The sequence below is a fragment of the Stenotrophomonas sp. X genome, from assembly GCF_055721025.1.
Genome location: NZ_CM146756.1, coordinates 3,908,390 through 3,931,754, shown reverse-complemented (window position 1 = coordinate 3,931,754; position 23,365 = coordinate 3,908,390). Strand labels below are relative to the sequence as shown.

Genomic DNA, 23,365 nt, shown 5'->3' with positions numbered 1-23,365 from the left:
TGGTGGTTTCAAGTGTAACTATAAGGGGTGGGTCCAGACCCTGCATTCTCGCCGGGTCCCTACCTGCCCGCACCTGGTTTGTACCGATGCGGTACCGATTCGGAGCCACGCCATGAATACCGCAGTCCCGACCGCCTCGCATCCCAACCCCGGCATGCAGGTCACCACCTTCGAGAACCCGATGGGCATCGACGGCTTCGAGTTCGTCGAATTCGCCGCCCCGGCCGGCCGTGGCCAGGAGCTGCACGAGTACTTCCGGAAGATGGGCTTCAGCGCGGTGCTCAAGCACAAGCAGCGTCCGATTACCGTCTATCGCCAGGGCGACGTCAACTTCCTGGTCAATGAAGACCCCGATTCGTTCGCCGCCGACTTCGCCGAAAAGCACGGTCCGTGCGCCTGCGGCTTCGCCATCCGCTTCAAGAAGCCGGGCCAGGAGGTCTACCAGACCGCGCTGGGCAACGGCGCCGAAGCCATCGCCTTCAAGCCGGACAGCAAGGCGGTCAGCGCGCCGGTCATCAAGGGGATCGGCGATTGCATGCTGTACCTGGTCGATCGCTACGGCGCGGCCGGCAGCATCTACGACGGCGACTACGAGCCGATCGCCGGTGCCGACCTGCACCCGGTGGGCTTCGGCCTGACCTTCATCGACCACCTGACCCATAACCTGTACTTCGGCAACATGCAGCAGTGGTCGGACTACTACGAGCGCCTGTTCAACTTCCGCGAGATCCGCTACTTCGACATCAAGGGCCTGAAGACCGGCCTGGTGTCCAAGGCGATGACCGCGCCGGACGGCATCGTGCGCATCCCGCTGAACGAATCGTCCGACCCGAAGAGCCAGATCAACGAGTACCTGGACGCGTACAAGGGCGAGGGCATCCAGCACATCGCCTGCTTCACCGAGAACATCTACGACACGGTCGAAGCGATGCGCGCGCAGGGCGTGGACTTCCTCGACACGCCGGAGACCTACTTCGACGTGATCGACCAGCGCGTGCCGAACCACGGTGAAGACGTGCCGCGCCTGGCCAGGAACAAGATCCTGATCGATGCCGATCCGGAAACCCACCAGCGCAAGCTGCTGCAGATCTTCACCCAGAACTGCATCGGCCCGATCTTCTTCGAGATCATCCAGCGCAAGGGCAACGAGGGCTTCGGCGAAGGCAACTTCACCGCGCTGTTCGAGAGCATCGAGCGCGACCAGATCCGCCGCGGCGTGCTGTAAGGTCCTGGGCAGCGCCGGGTCACGCCCGGCGCCTGCTTGCCTGTAGAGCCGAGCCATGCTCGGCTGCTTTCCGTTCCGGTCTTGCCGTTTTTCAGGAGCCCCCATGTCCCCCGCCATCACCGCCCGCGGCTACCAGTCCGGCTTCGGCAACGAATTCGCCACCGAGGCCGTCGCCGGCGCGCTGCCGGTCGGGCAGAACTCGCCGCAGAAGGTGGCCCACGGCCTGTACGCCGAACAGTTGACCGGCACCGCGTTCACCGCGCCGCGCGGCAGCAATCGCCGCAGCTGGCTGTACCGGATCCGTCCGGCGGTGACCCATGGCGAGTTCACCCCGTTCGCGCAGTCGCAGCTGCAATGTGATTTCGGCGCACAGCCGGCCTCGCCGAACCAGCTGCGCTGGAGTCCGCTGCCGCTGCCGGAGCTGCCGACCGACTTCGTCGAAGGCCTGTACACGATGGGGGGCAACGGTTCGCCCGATGCGCATGCTGGCGTGGGCATCCACCTCTACGCTGCCAACCGCGACATGGTCGGCCGCTACTTCTACGATGCCGACGGTGAGCTGCTGATCGTGCCGCAGCTGGGCGCGCTGCGCCTGCTGACCGAGCTGGGCGTGATCGAGATCGAGCCGCAGCAGATCGCGGTGATCCCGCGCGGCGTGCGGTTCCGCGTTGAACTGCCCGATGGCCCGAGCCGCGGCTACATCTGCGAGAACTACGGTGCGCTGCTGAAGCTGCCCGACCTTGGCCCGATCGGTTCCAACGGCCTGGCCAACCCGCGCGACTTCGAAACCCCGCACGCGGCGTTCGAGGATGTCGATGGCGATTTCGAGCTGATCGCCAAATTCGAGGGCCGCCTGTGGCGTGCGCCGATCGACCATTCGCCGCTGGACGTGGTGGCCTGGCACGGCAACTACGCGCCGTACCGCTACGACCTGCGCCGCTTCAACACCATTGGCTCGATCAGCTACGACCACCCGGATCCGTCGATCTTCCTGGTGCTGCATTCGCCCAGCGACACGCCGGGAACCAGCAACATGGATTTTGCGATCTTCCCGCCGCGCTGGCTGGTGGCGCAGAACACGTTCCGCCCGCCGTGGTTCCACCGCAACATCGCCAGCGAATTCATGGGCCTGGTGCACGGTGCCTACGATGCCAAGGCCGAAGGCTTCGTGCCGGGCGGCGCATCGCTGCACAACTGCATGAGCGGCCATGGCCCGGACGCACCGACCTTCGACAAGGCGTCCAATGCCGATCTGTCCAAGGCGGACGTGATCAAGGACACGATGGCCTTCATGTTCGAGACCCGCGCGGTGATCCGCCCGACCGCACAGGCCCTGGCCGCCGGCCACCGTCAGGGCGACTACCAGCAGTGCTGGAACGGCCTGCGCAACAACTTCCGCTGATCCGAAAAAGGGGACGGAGGGGATTAAGCCGCAATCAGCACACGTGTGCTTGAAACGACTTAATCCCCTCCGTCCCCTTTTTCTTCAGGCCACCTCGGCGAACGCGTCGCAGTGCTCCAACGGCAGCGCTTCCAGCAGGCGTTGGCGTACGCGCTGGCAGTAGCCTTCCGAGGTCAGCCCGGGCAGCGTCCGCATCGCAGACTGAAGTACCTGCAGGACATCGCTCTCGGCCCGGGCCTGTTGCAGTTCGCGGAACAGGGCCACTGCCTGTGGGTGGCGCTGCATCTCCAGGATCCCCAGCACGTAGATGCGCGCGGCCACCAGTGAGCGGCGGCGTTCGCTGCCGGTTGCGGGTGCAGCCGCGGCTGCGGGTGGTGGCGGGGCGGCTGTGGCGGCGGTCCCGGTGCTCAGGTAACCGGCCTGCACCAGCTGGATGACCATGGCCGCCGCGTCCTGGCCGATCAGGCCGGTGAGGTCGGCCAGGGTGCGCTGGCCGTCGCACAGGATCAACAACCGGCGCTGGCGCATGTCCAGCGGCGCGCGATGGGCCTGCAGCGCGGTTCGGGCGAGTTCGGTCTTGCGCGGTTGCATGGAAGGGACAGCCAGGTCGGTGCACGCCGAGCCTGAACGAGGGCGATGAAACCGCGATGACAATGCAGCCTCTGCACGCGCGCTGCGCTAGCGTGCAGCTACCTTCGTGCCAGGGAACCGCACCGATGAAGCACCTCCCGATTGCTGGTCTGTTGCTCCTTTCGCTCGCCGCCTGCAGTGGCGGCCCCGACAAGCAGGGCGCCGCCGGCAGCGGCAGCGACACCCCGGCGGAAACCGCCTCGGCGACCGGTCCGGCCCAGTCGACGGATCCTGATCTAGCGGCCCGCCCGGCGAACGACCTCCGCAAGGACAGCCCGGCGCGCCTGGATGGCTTCGGCGGCGTCACGCTGGGCGCCGGCATCGCCGAGGTCCGCAGCGGCTTCGGCACGCCGCTGCAGGGACTGGGCACCGACGCCAGTGGCAAGCCCTTGCCCGCCGACGACGGCAACGACGGCTGCTACTTCCTGCGCCCGCAGGATGCCGAGGACCCGCGGCTGATGATCGAAGGCCGCAAGCTGGTGCGCTACGACGTGCGCAGCGCCGCCATCACTGCACCGGGCGGCGGCAAGGTCGGCATGACCCTGGGCGAGCTGCAGGTGCTGTATCCCGAGCGCGCTGACGTCGGTCCCGACAAGTACGACGAGAAGGCCCAGCACCTGCGCGTGCGGCCGGCGCAGGAGGGCGGGGCAGTGATCGACTTCGCGCTCGGTGCCGATGGCCGGGTGGGGGCCTGGCGGGTCGGGCAGACCCCGCAGGTCGACTATGCGGAAGGCTGTGGCTGATCCTTGATCCACCGCCCAGCCATGCGCTCGGGCCACGCGTAGAATCGCGCCACCACTGCTGGGGAGTGCTCGATGATCGCCATTGCCATTGCCTGGTTCCTGCTTGGCCTGCTGCTGCTGGCCCTGGGCGGGGACTCCATCGTCAAGGCCGTGTCCGGCCTGGCCCAGCGTTTCGGGGCCAGCCCGTTCACCGCCGGATTGCTGCTGCTCGGGGTGGCCACCTCGTTGCCGGAACTGGCGGTCAACGCACGCGCGCTGGCGGTGGGCCAGCCAGAGCTGGCGCTGGGCAATGCGGTCGGCAGCAGCATCGTCAATCTGGGCCTGACCCTGGCCGTGGCCGCCATCGCCGCGCCCCTGTTGCTGCGCGCGCGCCTGCAGGCGGTGCTGTGGTGGTCGCTGCTGGCGGCCGCCGTGCTGCTGATCCTGTTCGGCCTGGATGGTCACCTGGTGCGCTGGGAAGGCGGCGTGCTGGTGGCGGGCTTCATCGTCATGCAGGTGCTGCTGCTGCGCCGCCGCCGCGTCGAGAGCGCCGAGATGCAGGCAGCCATCGCCGAATCCGCGCTGAGCCGCACCAGCCTGCCATTGAACGTGCTGCGCATGCTGATCGCGGCGTTGACCCTGTACTGGGGCGCGCGCCTGGTGGTGGGTGCTGCGGCCGACTTCGGTGCCGCACTGGGCTGGACGCCACTGCTGGTCGGCCTGCTGCCGGTGGCAATCGGCACCGCACTGCCGGAGGTGGCCACTGCCATTGCCGCCTCGCGTCGCGGGCATGGCGACATGGTGCTCGGTCACGTACTGGGTTCCAGCGTGGTCAACCTGCTGCTGGTGATCGGCGCGATGGCGGTGTTGCAGCCTTTGGCGTTGCCGGCCTCGTTCGTTCGCCTGGAACTGCCGGCGCTGTTGGCGTTCGCGCTGGTGCTGTACCCGATGCTGCGCGGCGACCTGAAGATCAGTCGTGGCGAAGGCGGCATCCTGCTGGTCGCGTTCGTAGGCTGGTTCGTGCTGGAGCTGCTGCTGGTCGGCGCACCGGCGCTGTAGAGCCGAGCCCATGCTCGGCCGCTGTTCGTGCCGACCAGCGGTCGGCACCTACCGGGCGTCACATTGCCGGCCAGCGGCCGGCACTACCGGTTCTGCGTGGTTTCTTCTTCCCGCACCGGTTCCGGCGGCGGCAGCCGCTCCTCGGCGGCCGGCTCGTTGCCCGGCAGGCTGGGGCGGGTTTCCATCAGCAGCGACAACGCCGCCTTGGCCATCATGTGCGCGCTGATCGGTGCGGTGATGAACAGGAACACGGTGATCAGCAGCTCGCGTGGCTGCGGGTCCTGGCCGAGGAAGATGTGGTAGCACACCGAGCACACCAGCACGCACCCCACGCCCAGCGTGCTGGCCTTGGTCGGTGCGTGCAGGCGCTTGAAGAAGGTGGACAGCTTCACCAGGCCCAGTGCGCCGACCAGGATGAAGAAGCAGCCGAACAGCAGCAGGATCGACAGGACGATCTGGATCGCGGTGATCATTCGACGATGTCCCGGCGCAGCACGAACTTGCTCAGCACCACGGTGCTGCCGAAGCCGAGCATGGCGATGATCAGCGCCGCCTCGAAGTAGATCGGCGAGTTGAGGTACATGCCGAACAGCATCAGCTCGGCGATCGCGGTCACCGACAGCGTGTCCAGCGCGAGGATGCGGTCGGGCACGGTCGGCCCGCGCAGCAGGCGCCAGGTGGCCAGCAGCATCGCCAGGCCGACCACGTGCATGCACACCACCAGGGTGGTCTGGATGACTTCAAAACCGGTCATGGGAAGATCTCCATCAACGGCGCCTCGTAGCGGCGCTTGATCGTATCGATCAGGTCCTGTGGGTCCTCCAGGTGCAGCACGTGCACCAGCAGGAACTTGCGGTCGTCGCTGAGCGCGGCCGAGACCGTGCCCGGGGTCAGCGTGATCATGCTGGTCAGCGCAGCGATGCCATGGATGTTGGCGATGTCCAGCGGCAGCCAGATGAAACCGGGGTGGATGTTCTTCTCCGGGCCCAGCACCTGCAGGGCAACGCGGATGTTGGACATCAGGATGTCCCACAGGGTCACGCACAGCAGTTTCGGCAACGGGCGCAGGGTGCCGATGCGGGCGAACTCGCGATCCAGGCGCGCGGCGAACAGCGGCACCACCACGCCCAGCACCAGCCCCAGCACGATCTGGCCGAGGGTGAAGCTGTCGGACATCAGCAGCCAGAATGCCACCACCATGATGCTGAGCATCGGCGACGGAATCAGGCGACGGAACAGGGAGCGCTGGGCGGTCATGGCTGGCGGATCTCCGGTGCAGTCGCACGCAGCTGCTGCACGTACTCGCTGGGGTGCAGCAGCTGCGCGGCGGTGGCGTCGGTGTAGCGCATCAGCGGTGCTGCGGCCAGGGTCATGCCGATGCCGTAGGCCAGCAGGATGCAGGCCGCGTACAGCTCGACCCGGCGCAGCCGCGCCTTGCGTGGTACCGGCGCTTCCGGATCGACCGGCGGCACGCGCCAGAACAGGCGGATGCCCCCCCGGGTCAGGCCCATGATCACCAGCAGGCTGCTGACCAGAACGGCGGTCCAGACCGGGCCGGTGTACTGCGCCGGCATGCCGGCCAGCAGCGCAGCCTTGGCCAGGAAGCCGGACAGCGGCGGCAGGCCGGCCACCGACACCGCGCCGATCAGGAACAACACGGCGGGCGTTTCCTTGCCCGGCATCGGCGCGACCACTTCCTTGCGGTCGCTGGCGCTACCGCGACGGCGGCGGATCAGATCGGCGACCAGGAACAGCGCGGCAGCGACGAAGCTGCTGTGTGGCAGGTAGTACAGGCCAGCCGAGAGCACCTGGGGCGTGCCCACCGAGAAGGCGATGAACAGCGTGGCCGCCGACACGATCACCAGGTAGGAGATCAGTACGCGCAGGCGGGTCGCGGCCAGCGCGCCGAGGCCGCCCAGCACCAGCGTCGCGACGCCGGCCCACAGCAGCCAGTCGCGGCCATAGCCGGCCATCGCGCCGGCATCGTCGCCGAACCACAGCATCTGGATGCGCAGCACCGAGTACAGGCCGACCTTGGTCATGATCGCGAACAGCGCCGCCACCGCCGCCGGTGCGCGCGAATAGGCTTCCGGCAGCCACAGGTACAGCGGCATCAGCGCGGCCTTGGCGCAGAACACCAGCAGCAACAGGCCCATGGTCGCCTTCACCAGGGTCAGCTGTGCCGGCGGTACCTCGGCGATGCGCTGCGACAGCTCGGCCATGTTCAATGAGCCCAGCGAGGCATACAGCAGGCCCAGCGCGACCAGGAACAGGGTCGAGGCGGTGACGTTGAACACCACGTAGTGCAGGCCGATGCGCATGCGCAGGCCGCGGCCGCCACTGAGCAGCAGGCCGTAGGAGGCGATCAGCATCACCTCGAAGAACACGAACAGGTTGAAGATGTCGCCGGTCAGGAACGCGCCGTTGAGGCCGACCAGCTGGAACTGGAACAGCGCATGGAAGTGCGGCGCGCGGCGGTCCCAGCCCGAGCAGGCGTGCAGCAGGCAGGGAATGGCCAGCAGCAGGGTGGTCAGCAGCATCCACGCCGACAGCCGGTCGGCCACCAGCGCGATGCCCAGCCGCGACGGCCAGTCGCCCAGCAGGTAGACGTTGATTTCACCACTGGCCGTGGTGGCAAACAGCAGCCCGACCGCCAGCGCCAGCGCCGACAGCGCGGTCCAGGCCACCGCGCGCTGCACCCGGGGGCCATAGCGGCGGTGTTCGACGAACAGCGACAGTGCAGCACCCAGCAGCGGAATCAGGATCGGCAGGATCACCAGATGATTCATGCGCGGTCCTCGTCCTGGCGCGGCGGCACGCGCTCATCCTGCAGGTCGTCATCCGGTTCGTGGGCGTCCACGTGGTCGCTGTGGTTGTCGCTGCGGCTGCGCATGGCCAGCACGATGCTCACGGCAGTCATCGCGAAGGCGATCACGATCGCGGTCAGCACCAGCGCCTGTGGCAGCGGGTCGGTGTAGTTGCCCAGGTGGCTGTCCACGCCTTCCTGCAGCACCGGCGCCTTGCCCAGCACCACGCGGCCGCCGGCGAAGATCAGCAGGTTGGTGGCGTAGGACAGGAAGGTCATGCCGAGGATCACATCGAAGCTGCGCGCACGCAGCAGCAGGTAGATGCCGATGGCGGTCAGCACGCCGATCGCGGTAGCCAGGGCCAGTTCCATCAGTGCATCTCCCCGGTGCGTGCCGAGCGGCGTTGCAGGTCGATCTCACCCTTGCGGGCAGTGCGGGTACGCGACGGCTTGATCGTGCCCATCATCGACAGCATCAGCATGGCGCCGCCGAACACCACCAGATAGACGCCGATGTCAAAACCGATCGCGCTGGCCAGCGGTACGTCGCCGATCAGCGGCAGGTGCAGGTCGAGATGGCCGCTGGTCAGGAACGGCACGCCGAACAGCATCGAGGCGCTGCCGCTGAGCAGGGCGATCAGCAGGCCCATGCCGATGCAGCGGATGTAGTCGAAGCCGAAGCGCGACTCCACCGATGCAGTGCCCTGGATCACGTACTGGATCAGCAGCGGCACTGCCAATACCAGGCCGGCGATGAAGCCGCCACCCGGTGCGTTGTGCCCGCGCAGGAACAGGAAGATCGACACGGTCAGGGTCAGCGGGAACATGATCTGCGCCAGGTCGGCCGGCACCGGCAGCTTGATCGGCGGGCCGGGCATGATCTGCTCCGGCGCCATCCGCGTACGCCGCAGCAGCGCATGCACCACCAGCGCGGCGATGCCGAACACGGTGATCTCGCCGAAGGTATCGAAGCCGCGGAAGTCGACCAGGATCACGTTGACCACGTTCTGGCCGTAGGCCTCGGGCAACGCGCGGGCGAGCAGCTCGCCGGCCATGGTGTTCGGCGGCAGGGTCATCGCCGAATAGGCCAGCGCGCCAAGCCCGGCACCGGCGATGATCGCGATCACCGCGTCGCGGCGCTTGCGCCAGCGCGGCCGCTCCGGGCCGGACTGCGCAGGCAGGTAGTTCATGCCCAGCAGCATCAGCACCAGCGTCACCATCTCCACCAGCAGCTGGGTGAGGGCCAGGTCGGGCGCGGACAGGAACACGAAGGTCAGCGCCACCATCAGGCCGACGCCGCCGACCAGCAGCACCGCCAGCAGGCGCTGCTTGTAGATGCGCAGGGTGGCGACCGCGCAGGCCATCATCACCAGCCACAGGGCCCAGCCCAGCAGCGGAATCGGCTGCGGCGCGGTCCAGTTCGGCGAGGCAGGGTTGGCCACGAACGGCGCAGCGGCAACCACGATCGCCACCAGCACCAGGCCCAGCAGCATGCGCTGCAGGCTGCCATTGGCGATGCCGCTGGTCAGGCGCATGGCCAGCGCGGACACGGCGTCCAGCTGGGCGTGGAACACGTTGCGGCCCGTGCTGACATTGGTCACGGCATGCAGGTTGATCAGCCTGCGCAGGCCGAAGTACAGCGCCACGCCACCGACCACGCCGATCGCGCTCATCGCCAGCGGCAGGTTGAAGCCGTGCCACACCGCCAGGCTGTATTCGGGCATGGCGGTGCCGAGGATCGAGGCCGCAGCGGCGTGCAGCACCGGCGCGACGGTCAGTGCGGGTGCCACGCCCACCGCCACACAGATCACCACCAGCAGCTCCACCGGCACCTTCATCCAGCGCGGCGGCTCGTGGGGCACGCGGTCCAGGTCGTGCGGGCCAGTGCCGAAGAAGGTGTCGTGCACGAAGCGCAGGCTGTACGCCACGCCGAACACACCGGCCAGCAGCGCAGCGATCGACACCGCCGTGCGCATCGCGCCCGGGCCGCCACCGGCGGTCAGTGCCTCGGCGAACAGCATTTCCTTGGACAGGAAGCCGTTGAGCAGCGGGATGCCGGCCATCGCCAGCGAGGCGATGATCGCCAGCGCGCTGGTGAACGGCATCAGCCTGCGCAGCCCCCCCAGCTTGCGCATGTCGCGGGTGCCGGTTTCGTGGTCGATGATGCCGGCGGCCATGAACAGCGAAGCCTTGAAGGTGGCGTGGTTGAGGATGTGGAACACGCCGGCGACCACCGCCATCGGCGTGGACAGGCCGAACAGCAGGGTGATCAGGCCCAGGTGGGAAATGGTCGAGTACGCCAGCAGGCCTTTCAGGTCGTGCTGGAAGATCGCGTTCCAGGCACCGATCAGCAGGGTCAGCGCGCCGATGCCGCTGACCGTATAGAAGAACAGGTCGCTGCCGGCCAGCGCCGGATGCAGCCGCGCCAGCAGGAACACGCCGGCCTTCACCATGGTGGCCGAGTGCAGGTAGGCCGAGACCGGGGTCGGCGCTGCCATCGCGTGCGGCAGCCAGAAGTGGAACGGGAACTGCGCGCTCTTGGTGAAGATGCCGGCCAGCACCAGGAACAGGGCGTACGGGTACAGCGTGCTGGCGCGGATCTGCTCGCCGGCGGCCAGCACCACATCCAGGTCGAAGCTGCCGACGATGCGGCCGATCAGCAGCACGCCACCGAGCAGGGCCAGGCCGCCGCCGCCGGTGATCACCAGCGCCATGCGCGCGCCTTCGCGTGCGTCCTGGCGGTGCGACCAGAAGCCGATCAGCAGGAACGAGCTGATGCTGGTCATTTCCCAGAAGATCATCAGCAACAGCAGGTTGCCCGACAGCACCATCCCCAGCATCGCGCCCATGAACAGCAGCAGGTAGCAGTAGAAGCGGTGCGCGTTGTCCTGCTGGTTGAGGTAGTAGCGCGCATACAGCACCACCAGGGCGCCGATGCCCAGCACCAGCCCGGCGAACATCCAGGCCAGCCCGTCCAGGCGCAGGGTGAAGTCCAGGCCGATCTGTGGAAGCCAGGGGACCAGGGTGCGGACCACCTGGCCATCGAGCACCGCCGGGGTCAGCCAGCCGAGGATGGCCAGCCCGCCCAACGGCGCCAGCGCCGCCAGCCAGGCAGCAGTCGAGCGCGAACTAAGGGGGAAGGCCGCAACAGCCGCTGCCATCAGGAACGGCAGGGCCAGCAGCAGGGGCAGGCTGGAGAGCATGCAGGGAATCCATGATTCACGAGCAGGTCAGGGAGAATAACAGGCTGCGAAATGTCGCCGAAACCCATCAAACAGCGATCAATTGCATGTAACGTTCGCTGATTCATTTTTTCTGCGGCGCAACATCACGTTCCTGCGGTCCCTCCCGGTTGCCCTCGGGGGACACCCTACGCCCACGCAGGGAGACCGCAGGCCCTGTCGCACAGGGGCTGCCGTCAACAGACGGGAGGCGGGGAGCGAGTCACCGGCGCAGGCTGGCAGGGCCGCCGTGGAGTGTGGGTGATGGAATTCGCCCGTTCAGGAAACGACGGCCGCTGTCGACCGCCGGCGATCAGTAGCGCCAGTCGAGCTTGCGATAGAACTTGGCCATCACCCAGGCCGGGCCGATCAGCAGGTAGGTCAGGTCGGTCAGGAAGCTGGGCTTGCGACCCTCGAACGTGTGGCCGATGAACTGCGCGATCCAGGCCACCACGAACACGCCCACCGCCAGCCAGCGCAGCGCCTGCAGGCCGATCTCGGCCTCCAGCAGGCGGCACAGGCAGCCGAATACGAAGAACTGGACGAGCATGCCGATGCCCAGCGGGCGCGACAGCTTGTTGTAGAAGCACCAGGCGCTGAACATCGCGAACGCCGACCAGATGCCGTACTGGAACCAGGTGATCAGCGGCGGCAGGCACCACAGCAGGGCCACCACCGACCACAGGATCGCCGGCACCGCCACCACGTGGATGCGCTGGTTGATCACGTTGCGGTGGTCGTCGGAGTAGCTGGCGAAATAGCGGTCGATCGGCCGCGCAAGCTCGGTGGATGTCTGCATGCTGCGTCGCTTCCTCGGACAACGGTAGTGCCGGCCGCTGGCCGGCAAACCAGAGCATAGCCGAGTTCGCGACGTCGCCGGCCAGCGGCCGGCACTACCAGGACCAGGCCATGCCTCGCTGCAGGTTCACCGAAGCGCCGGCCAGCGGCCGGCGCTACCGAACGCGCCCCCAGCCTTTCCGGCCAGGGGCGCAGGCGGATCAGTCGACGCTGATCCCGGCCAGGCGCTGCAGCGCCTCGGCGTACTTGGCGCGGGTGCGCTCGATGATGTCGGCCGGGATGTTCGGACCCGGGGCGGTCTTGCCCCAGTCCAGCGTCTCCAGGTAATCGCGCACGAACTGCTTGTCGTAGCTCGGCGGGCTGGTGCCCACTTCGTACTCGTCGGCTGGCCAGTAACGCGAGGAATCCGGCGTCAGCATCTCGTCCATGATGTACAGCCGGCCATCGGCGTCGGTACCGAACTCGAACTTGGTGTCGGCCAGGAGGATGCCGCGCTCGCGGGCGTAATCGGCGGCGAACTTGTAGATGCGCAGGGTGGCGTCGCGCACCCGCTCGGCCAGTTCCGCACCGACCTGCTTCACCATCGCGTCGAAATCGATGTTCTCGTCATGGTCGCCGACTGCGGCCTTGGTCGAGGGTGTGAAGATCGGCTCGGGCAGCTGTTCGGCCTGGCGCAGGCCGTCGGGCAGGTCGATGCCGCTGACCTTGCCGGTGCGCTGGTAATCCTTCCAGCCGCTGCCGATCAGGTAGCCGCGGGCGATCGCTTCCACCGGCACCGGCTTCAGCTTGCGGGTGACCACCGCGCGCTTGGCGTACAGCGCCGGGTCCACGCCTTCGGGCAGCACGCTGGCCACGTCGATGCCGGTCAGGTGGTTGGGCATCAGGTGCGCGGTCTTGGCGAACCAGAAGTTGGAGACCTGGCAGAGCATCTCGCCCTTGCCCGGGATCGGGTCGGGCAGGACCACGTCGAACGCCGACAGGCGATCGGTGGCGACCATCAGCAGGTAATCGCCCGGCGGGGTTCCGGCTGGCAGCCGCTCGCGCGGGATATCGAACACATCACGCACCTTGCCGCGATGGCGCAAGGGCAGGCCGGGGAGATCGGATTGCAACAGCGTGGTTGGCACGGGCACTCCTGGGGCGTTGTCGATACGGCTGCTGCCCAACGGACCCGGCGGGCCCGCTGACCAGCGGGCGGCCTAGTGTAAAGCCGTCCGGGCCCGCTGTGACGTAAAATGAGCGTCCATTTCGTCGGTCGACCCCGGAGCGCCATGCGCTGGTACGGAAAACTGCTCGGATTCATCGCCGGCGCCCTGCTGTTCCGGCCCAATCCGCTGTTCGGCGCGGTGGTCGGCCTGCTGATTGGCCACGCCTTCGATTCGGACTGGTTCCGCCTGAACAAGGAGAACCCGTACCGGGAGCTGGGGCTGACCTCCGAGGCCACCGATGCCGAGATCGAGCGCGCCTACCGCAAGCTGATCTCGCAGTACCACCCCGACAAGCTGGGCGGTGCCGCCCCCGAGCTGCAGCAGCAGGCCGAGCAGAAGTCGCGGCGGATCAACGCCGCCTACGACCGCATCAAGACCCTGCGCAAGCGCTGACCCGACAGTCCCGCCTGCGGGCGGGAGAATCCTTTCCCCGTTCCGAAGGCCCCGGCCATGTCCAACTGCCTCATCGCCCCCTCCATTCTCTCCGCCAACTTCGCCCGCCTCGGCGAGGAAGTCGACAACGTCCTCGCCGCCGGTGCGGACTGGGTCCACTTCGACGTGATGGACAACCACTACGTGCCGAACCTGACCATCGGCCCGATGGTCTGCCAGGCCCTGCGCAAGCACGGCGTCACCGCGCCGATCGACGTGCACCTGATGGTCGAGCCGGTGGACCGCATCATCCCGGACTTCGCCGAGGCCGGTGCCACCTACATCAGTTTCCACCCGGAGGCCAGCCGCCACGTGCACCGCACCATCCAGCTGATCCGCTCGCTGGGCTGCAAGCCGGGCATCGTGCTCAATCCGGCCACCCCGGTGGACATCCTCGACTGGGTGCTGGACGACCTGGACCTGGTGCTGCTGATGTCGGTCAACCCGGGCTTCGGCGGCCAGGCCTTCATTCCCTCGGCGCTGGACAAGTTGCGCGTGGTCCGCCAGAAGATCGATGCCAGCGGCAAGGACATCCGCCTGGAGATCGACGGTGGCGTGAAGGCCGACAATATCGGTGAGATCGCTGCCGCCGGCGCCGACACCTTCGTGGCCGGCTCGGCCATCTTCAACGCCAGGACCAGCTACCAGGACGTGATCGCGCAGATGCGCGCCAACGTCGCTGCGGCACGGGGCTGAGCCATGGGTACGGTGGCCGTGTTGAACATTCGTCCGGCCACCGCGGCCGATGCTGGCCTGATCCTGCATTTCATCCGCGAGCTGGCGATCTACGAGAAGGCCGAGCATTCGGTGCAGACCGATGAGATCGGCATCGCCGAGAGCCTGTTCGGCGCCGACTCCACCGCCCGCGCGCTGATCTGCGAGGCCGACGGCGAGGCCATCGGCTATGCGGTGTACTTCTACAACTACTCCACCTGGCTGGGCCGCAAGGGCATCTACCTGGAAGACCTGTACGTCAGCCAGGAAAAGCGCGGTGCCGGTGCCGGCAAAGCGTTGCTGAAGTACATCGCACGCCAGGCCGTGGCCGAGGGTTGCGGTCGTTTCGAATGGTCGGTGCTGGACTGGAACACTCCGGCCATCGAGTTCTACACCGCTGCTGGCGCGAAACCGCAGGATGAGTGGACCGTGTACCGGCTGCAGGGGCAGGCGCTGCACGATTTCGCCAACGGTTGAGGCGTGTGGCGGGTGCGAACCGCAACCCGGTGGGTGCGGTTCGCACTCCCTGCGTCTCCCCCCCCAAAAAAAAAAGCCACGCCAATCATTGGCGTGGCCTCGCTGCATGCGTGGGAGGCTGATCCTGCCTCCATCCGTCGTCCCTGCTATGGCCTTCCATTCTCCAGCAGCTGAATGACACCTGCGTGACATTCACTGCGGGCAAACAGTGCATTGCTAGCCTGTGCCGCCCTGACCTGGAAGTACCGCATGACCACCCCGCGCTGGCGCCTGATCCTCAATGGCAAATCCGCTGGCAACGATGAACTGCGCGACGCCGTGGGCCATTGGCGCGGGCAGGGCGTGCAGCTGGAGGTGCGGGTGACCTGGGAAGACGGTGACGCTGAACGCTACGTTGCCGAGGCCATCAATCATGGCGTGGACGTGATCGTGGCCGCCGGTGGCGATGGCACGCTCAGCGCGGTGGCCGAGACGCTGGCCCATCGTGAGGAACCGGCAGAAGTGCTGCCTTCGCTGGCGTTGATTCCGATGGGGACCGCCAACGACTTCGCCACGTCGGCAGGCATTCCCACCGAGCCCGCCGATGCCCTCGCGCTGATCGGCCAGGTGCCGGCACGGCCCATCGACCTGTTGCGCGTGGATGCCGATGGCACGCCCTGGTGGTGCGCCAACCTCGCCAGTGGTGGCTTCGGCACGCAGGTGACGGTGGAGACCGATGCCGGCTTGAAGAAGATGCTCGGTGGGCTGGCCTACGTGATCACCGGCATCGCCAAGCTGGGCCGCATCGAGCCGATCGCCGCGCGGCTGTCCGGCCCGGACTTCGCCTGGGAAGGTGACTTCATCGCGCTCGGCATCGGCAATGGCCGGCAGGCCGGCGGTGGCCAGCAGCTGTGCCCGCAGGCACTGATCGATGATGGGCTGCTGGATGTCACGGTGCTGCCGGAGCTGGAAGGCGAGGTCACCGCCACCCTTGGCCATATGCTGAAGGCGGGCACCCAGGCCGCACTGGAACAACTCGCCACGCGCGCGCGGTTGCCGTGGCTGCAGGTGGAATCCGAGCGTCCGTTGACGCTCAACCTGGACGGCGAACCGGTGCAGGCCCGTCACTTCCGCGTCGAGTGCGTGCCGGGCAGGGTGCGGATGCACCTGCCGGTCGGTTGCCCGTTGCTGGACGGGCAGGGGTAGAGTCATCGGTTCCCGTGGCCGGCCGCGCCCGTCCCGTGGTTCAGTCTCCCGGGGTTCCCCTGCCGCGCAAGCTGCGATACAGTCGAGGGGTGTCCAGCCTGACGACCCCGCATACTCTTTCTTCCGCACGCCGTTGGTGGCGATGGTGGCCCGTTGCCGTCGTCCGCCCCCATAACGCTGTGTCCCGGAAGGAAAGTCGTCTTGAACTCGCACGCTCAGTTTCAGCAGCAGGCCGCTGAAGGCCACACCCATATTCCCGTCGTCCGTGAAGTGCTGTCCGACCTGGACACGCCGCTTTCGGTCTATCTGAAGCTCGCCGACGGCCCCAATACCTACCTGTTTGAATCCGTCGAAGGCGGCGAGCGCTTTGGTCGTTACTCGATCATCGGCCTGCCGGCGCGCCGCGTGTACGCCTTCCACGGCCATACGCTGACCGTGCGCGAAGACGGCCAGATGGTGGAAACCCGAGAGGTGGCCGACCCGTTCGCCGAGGTCGAGGCGCTGCGCAGTGCTCACTCGGTGCCCAAGCTGGACGGCCTGCCGGGCTTCACCGGCGGCCTGGTCGGCTGGTTCGGCTTCGAATGCATCGGCTACATCGAGCCGCGCCTGGCCCCGCCGGCCGGCCGTGATGAGCTGGGCACGCCGGACATCCTGCTGCTGGACTCCAACGAGCTGGCGGTATTCGACAATCTCAAGGGCCGGCTGTACCTGATCGTGCACGCCGACCCGCGTGTCGACGGTGCCTTCGAACAGGCGCAGGCGCGCCTGGACGCACTGACTGCGAAGCTGCGTGCACCGGGCGCCGGCTATCCGGCACCGCTCAACAGCGATGTGCTGGACGAATCGGATTTCGTCTCCGGCTTCACCCGCGAAGGCTTCGTCGATGCGGTCCAGCGCAGCAAGGAATACATCCGCGCCGGTGACATCTTCCAGGTGGTGCTCAGCCAGCGCCTTAGCGTGCCGTTCAAGGCGCGCCCGGTGGATGTGTACCGCGCGCTGCGCGCGTTGAATCCCTCGCCGTACATGTATTTCCTCGATGTCGGCGACCTGCAGGTGGTCGGTTCCTCACCGGAAATCCTGGTGCGTTTGCAGGATGGCGAAGTGACCGTGCGCCCGATCGCCGGCACCCGCCCGCGTGGCGCCACGCCCGAGCTGGACCTGGCACTGGAAACCGAGCTGCTGGCCGACCCCAAGGAACGCGCCGAGCACCTGATGCTGATCGACCTCGGCCGCAACGATGCCGGGCGCGTCTCCAGGGCCGGTACCGTGGAAGTGGGCGAGCAGTTCGTGATCGAACGCTACAGCCATGTCATGCACATCGTCAGCGAAGTGACCGGGCAGCTGCAGCCGGGCCTGAGCTATGCCGACGTGCTGCGCGCCACCTTCCCGGCCGGCACCGTCAGCGGCGCGCCAAAGATCCGCGCGCTGGAAGTGATCCGCGAACTGGAGCCGATCAAGCGCAACGTCTACGCCGGCAGCATCGGCTACATCGGCTGGCACGGCGATGCCGATACCGCGATCGCGATCCGCACTGCGGTCATCAAGGATGGCCGCCTGTACGTGCAGGCCGGCGCCGGCATCGTCTACGACTCGGACCCGGACAAGGAATGGGACGAGACGATGAACAAGGGCCGTGCGCTGTTCCGCGCCGTCGCCCAGGCCGCCAAGGGCCTGTGACGCTCCCCGTGCCGTGGCCTGCGCCGCGGCATCTTCCGCTGTTCCCATTGAAGACAAGGAGTACCGCATGAAGCTGCTGAGCGCATTGCTGTGGTCGTCGCTGCTGGCCACGATGGCCCCGTCTGCGTGGGCGCAGGCCAATACCATTCCTTCGCAGCCGCACCTGCTGGTGAAGGGGCAGGGTACCCGCACGGTGATGCCCGACCGCTTCGGCCTGCAGTTGAACATCGAAGAGACCGACATGGACGCCGACGCCGCGCGGCGCCGCGTGCAGGGCAACGTGGCCCGCGTGCTGGCGCTGTTCAAGCAGCACAAGGCGGTGGACGGCAGCGTGCGTGCGGACAACCTGCGGATCGGCCCGGCGACGCGCTATGAGCAGAACCGGCAGGTCTTCATCGGTACCCGCGTATCGCGCCAGCTGCGTGCGAGCTTCGCCAGCGTGAAGGCGATGCAGGATGTGCTGGGTGCGTTGAAGGCCGACGAGAACGTACAGGTCAGCAGCCTGGCGCCAACCTATTCGGGTGAAGTGGCGCTGCGCCGCGAACTCAAGGGTGAGGCGGCGGCCCAGACCCGCGAGTCCGCGCAGGGCCTGGCCAAGGCCTACGGCACCCGGCTGCGCGGCCTGTACAGCATTTCCGACGTAGCGCCGAACTTTGCTTATGGCATCCAGGCCGGCAGTTGGCCGAGCAGTGGGGATCTGGTGACGCCGCCTTCGCCGCCCGCGCCCGAGGCACCGATGAACAGCATCGAGACCACGGGCTCCCGCCTGCCCGAGTCGGTCGAAGCCGGCCCCATCACCTACACCGAAAACGTGTACGCCATTTTCCTGATAAGCGACGGAACCTGACCATGTTGTGGATGATCGACAACTACGACAGCTTCACCTACAACCTCGTGCAGTACCTGCAGACGCTGGGCGCCGAGGTGAAGGTGGTGCGCAACGATGCGATGAGCGTGGACGAGATCGCCGCGCAGAAGCCCGAGCGCATCGTCATTTCGCCCGGCCCGTGCACGCCCAACGAAGCGGGCGTGTCGCTGGAGCTGATCCAGCGGCTGGGCCCGACCACGCCGATCCTCGGCGTGTGCCTGGGCCATCAGGGCATCGGCCAGGTCTACGGCGGCACCGTGATCCGCGCCGGCAACATCATGCATGGCAAGACCTCGCCGATCCGCCATGAAGGCAAGGGCGTGTTCGCCGGCCTGCCGGACCGCTACCAGGCTACCCGCTACCACTCGCTGGTGGTGGACAAGAACAGTCTGCCGGACTGCCTGGAAGTGACCGCCTGGACCGAGAACGAGGACGGCTCGATCGAAGAGATCATGGGCCTGCGCCACCGCCAGTTCCCGGTGGAAGGCGTGCAGTTCCACCCCGAATCCATCCTCACCGAACACGGTCACGCCCTGCTGCGCAATTTCCTGCAGCGCCCGGCGGCCTGATCCAAGGAGCATTCCCATGAGCTTCTCCCCCCAGGAAGCCCTGCAACGCACCATCGAGCACCGCGAGATCTTCTTCGACGAGATGGTCGACCTGATGCGGCAGATCATGCGCGGCGACGTATCGCCGATGATGACCGCCGCCATCCTCACCGGCCTGCGGGTGAAGAAGGAAACCATCGACGAGATCGCCGCAGCCGCCACGGTCATGCGCGAATTCGCGCTGGCGGTGCCGGTGGCCGACAGCACCCACCTGGTCGACATCGTCGGCACCGGTGGCGATGGCTCGCACACCTTCAACATCTCCACCTGCGCGATGTTCGTTGCGGCTGCGGCCGGTGCGCGCGTGGCCAAGCATGGCAACCGCAGCGTGTCGTCCAAGTCCGGCAGCGCCGATGCGGTCGAGGCGCTGGGCGCGGCCATCGAGCTGCAGCCAGCGCAGGTGGCCGCTGCCATCGAGCAGACCGGCATCGGCTTCATGTTCGCGCCGATCCATCATCCGTCGATGAAGGTGGTCGCGCCGGTCCGCCGCGAGATGGGCGTGCGCACCATCTTCAACATCCTCGGCCCGCTGACCAATCCGGCCAGCGCGCCGTCGGTACTGATGGGTGTGTTCCATCCTGATCTGGTGGGTATCCAGGCGCGCGTGCTGCGCGAGCTGGGCACCGAGCGCGCCATGGTGGTCTGGGGCCGCGACAACATGGATGAGATCTCGCTCGGCGCCGGCACCTTGGTGGGCGAGCTGCGCGACGGCAAGGTGCGCGAGTACGAGATCCACCCGGAGGACTTCGGCATCGCCATGTCGGCCAGCCGCAACCTGCGCGTGGACAGCCCGGAGCAGTCCATCCAGATGCTGCGCGCGGTGCTGGACAACGAGCCCGGCCCGGCGCTGGACATCGTCGCGCTCAATGCCGGCGCCGCGCTGTACGTGGCCGGCGTGGCCAGCGACATCGGTGATGGCCTGGCCCGTGCCCGTGCTGCCATCGCCAATGGCAGCGCCCGCCAGCGCCTGCAACAGTATGTGGAGACCACCCGCGCGCTGGTTGCCTGAGCGCGCGGTTCAGCCTGACCCCGTCGATGGCCGATAATGGCCGTCCTCAGCGCCCCCGCACCGAATCGAAGACGATGAGCGACATCCTGCAGACGATCCTGGCCCGCAAGGCCGAAGAAGTGGCCCAGCGCCGCGCCCAGCGCCCGCTCGAGGCGCTGCAGGCCGCCGTGGCCAGCGCCCCGCCGGTACGTGGCTTCGTACGCGCGTTGCAGGCGGCCGTGGCCAACGGCGACCCGGCGGTGATTGCCGAGGTGAAGAAGGCCAGCCCGTCCAAGGGCGTCATCCGCCCCGATTTCCGGCCGGCCGATATCGCGGTCAGCTACGAGTTCGGTGGTGCCAGCTGCCTGTCGGTGTTGACCGACGTGGACTTCTTCCAGGGCGCCGATACCTACCTGCAGCAGGCCCGTGAAGCCTGCACGCTGCCGGTGCTGCGCAAGGACTTCGTGATCGACGCCTACCAGGTGTACGAGGCGCGCGTGCTGGGCGCCGACTGCATCCTGCTGATCGTCGCCGCGCTGGACGACACCCAGCTGGCCACGCTGTCCGAACTGGCGTTGTCGCTGGGCATGGACGTGCTGGTGGAAGTGCACGACATCGACGAGCTGGAGCGTGCCCTGCAGGTGCCGGCGCCGATGATCGGCATCAACAACCGCAACCTGCGCACCTTCGAGGTGTCGCTGCAGACCACGCTGGACATGCAGCAGGCGGTGCCGCGTGACCGCCTGCTGGTCACCGAGAGCGGCATTCTCGGCCCGCAGGACGTGGCGCTGATGCGCGATGCAGGCATCCATGCCTTCCTGGTCGGCGAGGCCTTCATGCGCGTGGAAGAGCCGGGCGAGGGCCTGCGTCAGCTATTCTTCGCAACATGACAACGCACTATCCGACGCCGCGCGAGGATGCGCCGCTGGTGGTCTTCGACTTCGACCACACCCTCTACGACGGCGATTCGGGTACCCACCTGTTCGCCTCGCTGATCAAGCGCAACCCGTTGCGCATGCTGGCGGCGCTGCTGGTCACGCCGATTGCCGGGCCAATGGTGGCGATGCTGCCGACCCGTCGCGCGGGCATCTCGGTCTATGTGTGGATCGGCAGCTTCGGCCTGCACCGTGCGCGCGATTTCAACAAGGTGATCGACGCCTACGTGCTGCGCAACCAGGCGCAGATGCGCGCCAAGCTGCTGCCGCAGGCGCTGGAGGTGTTCGCCGCGCACCGCGCCAAGGGCGATCGCGTGGTGGTTGCCACCGGCGCGCCGCCGGAGCTGGCCCGCGCGATCCTGGCCTTCGTGGCCCATCAGGATGTGCCGGTGATCGGCACCGAGGTCGGCCCGCGGCTGGGCGGCGTCGGTCCCACCCGTCACTGCCACAACGAAGAGAAGATGCGCATGCTGCGCGAACGCGGCTATGGCGACATCGATATCGCCTATTCCGACAGCACCGCCGACCTTCCGCTGCTGCTGGCGGCCAAGGCGCCGGTGGTGGTGAACCCGAAGCCGGGGCGGGTGGCGTTCTTCCGCCGCGTGCTGCCGGCCGGCACCCGCATCCTCAACTGGGGATGCGGGGATCGCGGCGGCGACAAGGCCTGACCCGCGCCTGTTGTAGAGCCGAGCCATGCTCGGCTGCTCTTCGTTGCGGGATCCGTGCGTCCTCAGCCGAGCATGGCTCGGCTCTACAGGGGATGCTTCAGCGGTAGAGGTGCCCGTACACCGCATGCCCGATCTGGAACAGGCTGATGCCCAGCACCAGCACGCCGACGGCCACCAGCACCCAGCGCTCCTTCACCCGCTTGACCAGGATCGCCGCCACCGGCGCGGCCATCATGCCGCCGATCAGCAGGCCGGCGACGATCTGCAGATGCTGCACGCCCATCGACAACAGGAAGGTCGCTGACACCGTCAACGTGACCACGAACTCGGCTGCGTTGACTGTTCCGATGGTGGTGCGCGCCTGGCCGCCGCGGGCGAGCAGGGTGGACGTCGCGATCGGCCCCCAGCCACCGCCGCCGCTGGCGTCGAGCAGGCCGGCGAAGAAGCCCAGCACCGGCACCCGGCGGATCTCACCCTTGGGCATCCAGCGCCCAGCGGCGCGGGCCAGGATGAGGATCGCCAGCACCAGCAGGTACAGGTAGATCAGTGGCCGGATGATCTCGCCCGGGACCTGCGTGAGCACGTACGCGCCCACGGCACCGCCCACTGCGCCGGGCAGGGCCAGGCGCAGGAACAGGCGTTTATCGACATTTCCGGCTGCGAGGTGCGACACCCCCGAGGCGCCCGTGGTGAACACTTCCGCGGTGTGGATGCTGGCGCTGACCTGTGCCGGGGGCAGGCCCATGCTCAGCATCACCGACGAGGACACCAGGCCGAACGCCATGCCCAATGCACCGTCCACCAGCTGTGCGCCGAGGCCGATGAGGATGAACCACCAGAATTCGCTGCTCAGCTCCATGTACCGAGCCTAGCCCAGCGGGCCGCGCAGGGGCCGTGTAGAGCCGAGCCCTTGCGCGGCTGCCTTTGACGTACCGCAGCCGAGCGTCGGCTCGGCTCTACAGGATGGCTCGGCAGCGTTGGGTTGCCTTGCAATCAACGGGTGCCGTACAGCACCACGGTCTTGCCGCGGGCATGCAGCAGGCCGTCGGTCTGCAGCTTCTTCAGCACGCGGCCGGCCATTTCGCGCGAGCAGCCGACCAGTCGCGCCAGTTCCTGTCGCGAGACGCGCAGCTGGCTGCCCTGCGGGTGGCTCATCGCCTCCGGTTCCTGCGCCAGGTCGTGCAGGGTGCGCACGATCCGGTCGGTAACGTCCAGGAATGCCAGGCGGCTGGCCTTGCGGCTGGTGTCGAGCAGGCGCTTGGAAATCTGCTGGCCCAGCGCATACAGCAGGCGCGGGGCATCGGCCGACAGCGGGCCGAGGAACAGCTGATGCAGGCGCTCGTAGCTGATTTCAGCCAGCTCGCAGGCGGTACGGGTCCGCAGGATCACCTCGCGGCGGTCCGATTCGACGAACAGGCCCATCTCGCCGACGAACTCGCCGGCACCGAAGTAGCCCAGCACAAGCTCGCGATCGTCATCTTCCTCGGCCATGATCGAAACCGAGCCGCTGATGACGTAATACAGGGTTCCCGCCGGGTCTCCGGGCCGGAAGACGTCGGTACGGGTGGGATATCGCCGCCTGTGGCTGTGCGCCAGGAAACGATCGATTGTGGCGATATCCAGGGCCAGTGGACTGCTAGCTAGGCGCACGGTTGACACGATAGGAGCGCTCCCTCTGCGCATGAACGGATTCACGGGGTCGATAGCGGAGCTTAACCAGCGCAATTGTTAAGGGCAAACAG

General features: G+C 67.4%; 25 protein-coding genes. 14 read left to right on the top strand and 11 right to left on the bottom strand.

From position 1 onward, the window contains the following. Positions 1–112 precede the first annotated feature (112 nt). A complete protein-coding gene (gene hppD, locus ACZ75I_RS18080; RefSeq protein ID WP_197467691.1) occupies positions 113–1,225 on the top strand; it encodes a 4-hydroxyphenylpyruvate dioxygenase in 1,113 nt (370 codons plus the stop codon). Between the two features lie 103 nt (positions 1,226–1,328). Next, on the top strand, positions 1,329–2,627 hold the full coding sequence (hmgA, locus tag ACZ75I_RS18075; RefSeq protein ID WP_005411339.1) for a homogentisate 1,2-dioxygenase: 1,299 nt from the start codon (positions 1,329–1,331) through the stop codon (positions 2,625–2,627). A gap of 84 nt (positions 2,628–2,711) precedes the next feature. On the opposite strand, the gene ACZ75I_RS18070 is transcribed toward hmgA, so the two are convergent. Then, positions 2,712–3,218 (bottom strand): hypothetical protein, encoded by a 507-nt coding sequence (locus tag ACZ75I_RS18070; RefSeq protein ID WP_061480229.1) that lies wholly within the window; start codon positions 3,216–3,218, stop codon positions 2,712–2,714. Between the two features lie 125 nt (positions 3,219–3,343). Between ACZ75I_RS18070 and ACZ75I_RS18065 the strand changes: the two genes are divergently transcribed. Beyond that, entirely contained in the window at positions 3,344–4,000 is a 657-nt protein-coding gene (locus ACZ75I_RS18065) for a hypothetical protein (RefSeq protein WP_061480228.1), read from the top strand. Positions 4,001–4,072: 72 nt separating this feature from the next. Then, the gene (locus ACZ75I_RS18060) at positions 4,073–5,038 is read left to right on the top strand and encodes a sodium:calcium antiporter (protein WP_472958453.1); all 966 of its coding nucleotides are present in this window, start codon (positions 4,073–4,075) and stop codon (positions 5,036–5,038) included. A gap of 83 nt (positions 5,039–5,121) precedes the next feature. Here the strand turns inward: ACZ75I_RS18060 and ACZ75I_RS18055 are convergent, their stop codons facing one another. From ACZ75I_RS18055 to ACZ75I_RS18020, 8 genes are all read right to left on the bottom strand, one after another. Next, entirely contained in the window at positions 5,122–5,511 is a 390-nt protein-coding gene (locus tag ACZ75I_RS18055) for a Na+/H+ antiporter subunit G (protein WP_472958452.1), read from the bottom strand. Next, positions 5,508–5,792 carry a K+/H+ antiporter subunit F gene (locus tag ACZ75I_RS18050; protein ID WP_005411334.1) on the bottom strand — a complete coding sequence of 95 codons (285 nt, stop codon included), beginning with the start codon at positions 5,790–5,792 and terminating at the stop codon, positions 5,508–5,510. Before ACZ75I_RS18050 ends, ACZ75I_RS18055 begins: the two co-directional genes overlap by 4 nt. After that, positions 5,789–6,295, bottom strand: a complete 507-nt coding sequence (locus ACZ75I_RS18045; RefSeq protein WP_061480225.1) for a Na+/H+ antiporter subunit E — start codon at positions 6,293–6,295, stop codon at positions 5,789–5,791. Before ACZ75I_RS18045 ends, ACZ75I_RS18050 begins: the two co-directional genes overlap by 4 nt. Continuing rightward, entirely contained in the window at positions 6,292–7,827 is a 1,536-nt protein-coding gene (locus ACZ75I_RS18040) for a monovalent cation/H+ antiporter subunit D (RefSeq protein WP_134968156.1), read from the bottom strand. The genes ACZ75I_RS18045 and ACZ75I_RS18040 overlap by 4 nt, the downstream gene beginning before the upstream one ends. Further along, positions 7,824–8,216 (bottom strand): Na+/H+ antiporter subunit C, encoded by a 393-nt coding sequence (locus ACZ75I_RS18035; RefSeq protein WP_010482669.1) that lies wholly within the window; start codon positions 8,214–8,216, stop codon positions 7,824–7,826. The genes ACZ75I_RS18040 and ACZ75I_RS18035 overlap by 4 nt, the downstream gene beginning before the upstream one ends. Continuing rightward, on the bottom strand, positions 8,216–11,047 hold the full coding sequence (locus ACZ75I_RS18030; RefSeq protein WP_472958450.1) for a monovalent cation/H+ antiporter subunit A: 2,832 nt from the start codon (positions 11,045–11,047) through the stop codon (positions 8,216–8,218). The genes ACZ75I_RS18035 and ACZ75I_RS18030 overlap by 1 nt, the downstream gene beginning before the upstream one ends. A gap of 331 nt (positions 11,048–11,378) precedes the next feature. Next, on the bottom strand, positions 11,379–11,864 hold the full coding sequence (locus ACZ75I_RS18025) for an Mpo1 family 2-hydroxy fatty acid dioxygenase (RefSeq protein ID WP_061478206.1): 486 nt from the start codon (positions 11,862–11,864) through the stop codon (positions 11,379–11,381). Positions 11,865–12,063: 199 nt separating this feature from the next. Then, complete coding sequence (locus ACZ75I_RS18020) at positions 12,064–12,990, bottom strand: phosphoribosylaminoimidazolesuccinocarboxamide synthase (protein WP_061478205.1); 927 nt, start codon at positions 12,988–12,990, stop codon at positions 12,064–12,066. 144 nt (positions 12,991–13,134) lie between these two features. Here ACZ75I_RS18020 and ACZ75I_RS18015 point away from each other — a divergent pair, with 144 nt between their 5' ends. From ACZ75I_RS18015 to ACZ75I_RS17970, 10 genes are all read left to right on the top strand, one after another. Then, complete coding sequence (locus tag ACZ75I_RS18015; RefSeq protein ID WP_008265098.1) at positions 13,135–13,464, top strand: J domain-containing protein; 330 nt, start codon at positions 13,135–13,137, stop codon at positions 13,462–13,464. 57 nt (positions 13,465–13,521) lie between these two features. Further along, positions 13,522–14,199, top strand: a complete 678-nt coding sequence (gene rpe, locus ACZ75I_RS18010; protein ID WP_061478204.1) for a ribulose-phosphate 3-epimerase — start codon at positions 13,522–13,524, stop codon at positions 14,197–14,199. Positions 14,200–14,211: 12 nt separating this feature from the next. After that, positions 14,212–14,694, top strand: a complete 483-nt coding sequence (locus ACZ75I_RS18005) for a GNAT family N-acetyltransferase (RefSeq protein ID WP_346476398.1) — start codon at positions 14,212–14,214, stop codon at positions 14,692–14,694. A gap of 249 nt (positions 14,695–14,943) precedes the next feature. Beyond that, entirely contained in the window at positions 14,944–15,879 is a 936-nt protein-coding gene (gene yegS / locus ACZ75I_RS18000; protein WP_346476380.1) for a lipid kinase YegS, read from the top strand. Positions 15,880–16,080: 201 nt separating this feature from the next. Further along, positions 16,081–17,556, top strand: coding sequence for an anthranilate synthase component I (gene trpE / locus ACZ75I_RS17995; RefSeq protein ID WP_472958448.1), 1,476 nt, complete (start codon positions 16,081–16,083; stop codon positions 17,554–17,556). 67 nt (positions 17,557–17,623) lie between these two features. Beyond that, positions 17,624–18,403, top strand: a complete 780-nt coding sequence (locus ACZ75I_RS17990) for an SIMPL domain-containing protein (RefSeq protein ID WP_242889900.1) — start codon at positions 17,624–17,626, stop codon at positions 18,401–18,403. A gap of 2 nt (positions 18,404–18,405) precedes the next feature. After that, complete coding sequence (locus ACZ75I_RS17985; protein WP_005419831.1) at positions 18,406–18,993, top strand: anthranilate synthase component II; 588 nt, start codon at positions 18,406–18,408, stop codon at positions 18,991–18,993. A 16-nt stretch (positions 18,994–19,009) separates the two neighbouring features. After that, positions 19,010–20,041 carry an anthranilate phosphoribosyltransferase gene (gene trpD, locus ACZ75I_RS17980; RefSeq protein ID WP_049443905.1) on the top strand — a complete coding sequence of 344 codons (1,032 nt, stop codon included), beginning with the start codon at positions 19,010–19,012 and terminating at the stop codon, positions 20,039–20,041. Between the two features lie 74 nt (positions 20,042–20,115). After that, entirely contained in the window at positions 20,116–20,910 is a 795-nt protein-coding gene (gene trpC / locus ACZ75I_RS17975; RefSeq protein ID WP_061478198.1) for an indole-3-glycerol phosphate synthase TrpC, read from the top strand. Next, entirely contained in the window at positions 20,907–21,623 is a 717-nt protein-coding gene (locus ACZ75I_RS17970; protein WP_346476379.1) for a haloacid dehalogenase-like hydrolase, read from the top strand. The genes trpC and ACZ75I_RS17970 overlap by 4 nt, the downstream gene beginning before the upstream one ends. A 97-nt stretch (positions 21,624–21,720) precedes the next feature. Here the strand turns inward: ACZ75I_RS17970 and ACZ75I_RS17965 are convergent, their stop codons facing one another. Together ACZ75I_RS17965 and crp are read right to left on the bottom strand one after the other, a co-directional pair. After that, entirely contained in the window at positions 21,721–22,482 is a 762-nt protein-coding gene (locus ACZ75I_RS17965) for a sulfite exporter TauE/SafE family protein (RefSeq protein ID WP_061478197.1), read from the bottom strand. Between the two features lie 134 nt (positions 22,483–22,616). Next, complete coding sequence (gene crp / locus ACZ75I_RS17960) at positions 22,617–23,306, bottom strand: cAMP-activated global transcriptional regulator CRP (protein ID WP_010482649.1); 690 nt, start codon at positions 23,304–23,306, stop codon at positions 22,617–22,619. Between the last annotated feature and the right edge of the window lie 59 nt (positions 23,307–23,365).

Bases quoted from the DNA above. Each gene is read 5' to 3' on its own strand.
- hmgA (WP_005411339.1), top strand. From the start codon at position 1,329: ATGTCCCCCGCCATCACCGCCCGCGGCTACCAGTCCGGCTTCGGCAAC.
- trpD (WP_049443905.1), top strand. From the start codon at position 19,010: ATGAGCTTCTCCCCCCAGGAAGCCCTGCAACGCACCATCGAGCACCGC.
- ACZ75I_RS17985 (WP_005419831.1), top strand. From the start codon at position 18,406: ATGTTGTGGATGATCGACAACTACGACAGCTTCACCTACAACCTCGTG.
- ACZ75I_RS18055 (WP_472958452.1), bottom strand. From the start codon at position 5,511: ATGATCACCGCGATCCAGATCGTCCTGTCGATCCTGCTGCTGTTCGGC.
- ACZ75I_RS17970 (WP_346476379.1), top strand. From the start codon at position 20,907: ATGACAACGCACTATCCGACGCCGCGCGAGGATGCGCCGCTGGTGGTC.
- ACZ75I_RS18045 (WP_061480225.1), bottom strand. From the start codon at position 6,295: ATGACCGCCCAGCGCTCCCTGTTCCGTCGCCTGATTCCGTCGCCGATG.
- ACZ75I_RS18065 (WP_061480228.1), top strand. From the start codon at position 3,344: ATGAAGCACCTCCCGATTGCTGGTCTGTTGCTCCTTTCGCTCGCCGCC.
- ACZ75I_RS18025 (WP_061478206.1), bottom strand. From the start codon at position 11,864: ATGCAGACATCCACCGAGCTTGCGCGGCCGATCGACCGCTATTTCGCC.
- ACZ75I_RS18015 (WP_008265098.1), top strand. From the start codon at position 13,135: ATGCGCTGGTACGGAAAACTGCTCGGATTCATCGCCGGCGCCCTGCTG.
- crp (WP_010482649.1), bottom strand. From the start codon at position 23,306: ATGCGCAGAGGGAGCGCTCCTATCGTGTCAACCGTGCGCCTAGCTAGC.
- ACZ75I_RS17965 (WP_061478197.1), bottom strand. From the start codon at position 22,482: ATGGAGCTGAGCAGCGAATTCTGGTGGTTCATCCTCATCGGCCTCGGC.
- ACZ75I_RS18030 (WP_472958450.1), bottom strand. From the start codon at position 11,047: ATGCTCTCCAGCCTGCCCCTGCTGCTGGCCCTGCCGTTCCTGATGGCA.
- ACZ75I_RS18035 (WP_010482669.1), bottom strand. From the start codon at position 8,216: ATGGAACTGGCCCTGGCTACCGCGATCGGCGTGCTGACCGCCATCGGC.
- hppD (WP_197467691.1), top strand. From the start codon at position 113: ATGAATACCGCAGTCCCGACCGCCTCGCATCCCAACCCCGGCATGCAG.
- trpC (WP_061478198.1), top strand. From the start codon at position 20,116: ATGAGCGACATCCTGCAGACGATCCTGGCCCGCAAGGCCGAAGAAGTG.
- ACZ75I_RS18060 (WP_472958453.1), top strand. From the start codon at position 4,073: ATGATCGCCATTGCCATTGCCTGGTTCCTGCTTGGCCTGCTGCTGCTG.
- rpe (WP_061478204.1), top strand. From the start codon at position 13,522: ATGTCCAACTGCCTCATCGCCCCCTCCATTCTCTCCGCCAACTTCGCC.
- yegS (WP_346476380.1), top strand. From the start codon at position 14,944: ATGACCACCCCGCGCTGGCGCCTGATCCTCAATGGCAAATCCGCTGGC.
- ACZ75I_RS18040 (WP_134968156.1), bottom strand. From the start codon at position 7,827: ATGAATCATCTGGTGATCCTGCCGATCCTGATTCCGCTGCTGGGTGCT.
- ACZ75I_RS18070 (WP_061480229.1), bottom strand. From the start codon at position 3,218: ATGCAACCGCGCAAGACCGAACTCGCCCGAACCGCGCTGCAGGCCCAT.
- ACZ75I_RS17990 (WP_242889900.1), top strand. From the start codon at position 17,624: ATGAAGCTGCTGAGCGCATTGCTGTGGTCGTCGCTGCTGGCCACGATG.
- ACZ75I_RS18050 (WP_005411334.1), bottom strand. From the start codon at position 5,792: ATGACCGGTTTTGAAGTCATCCAGACCACCCTGGTGGTGTGCATGCAC.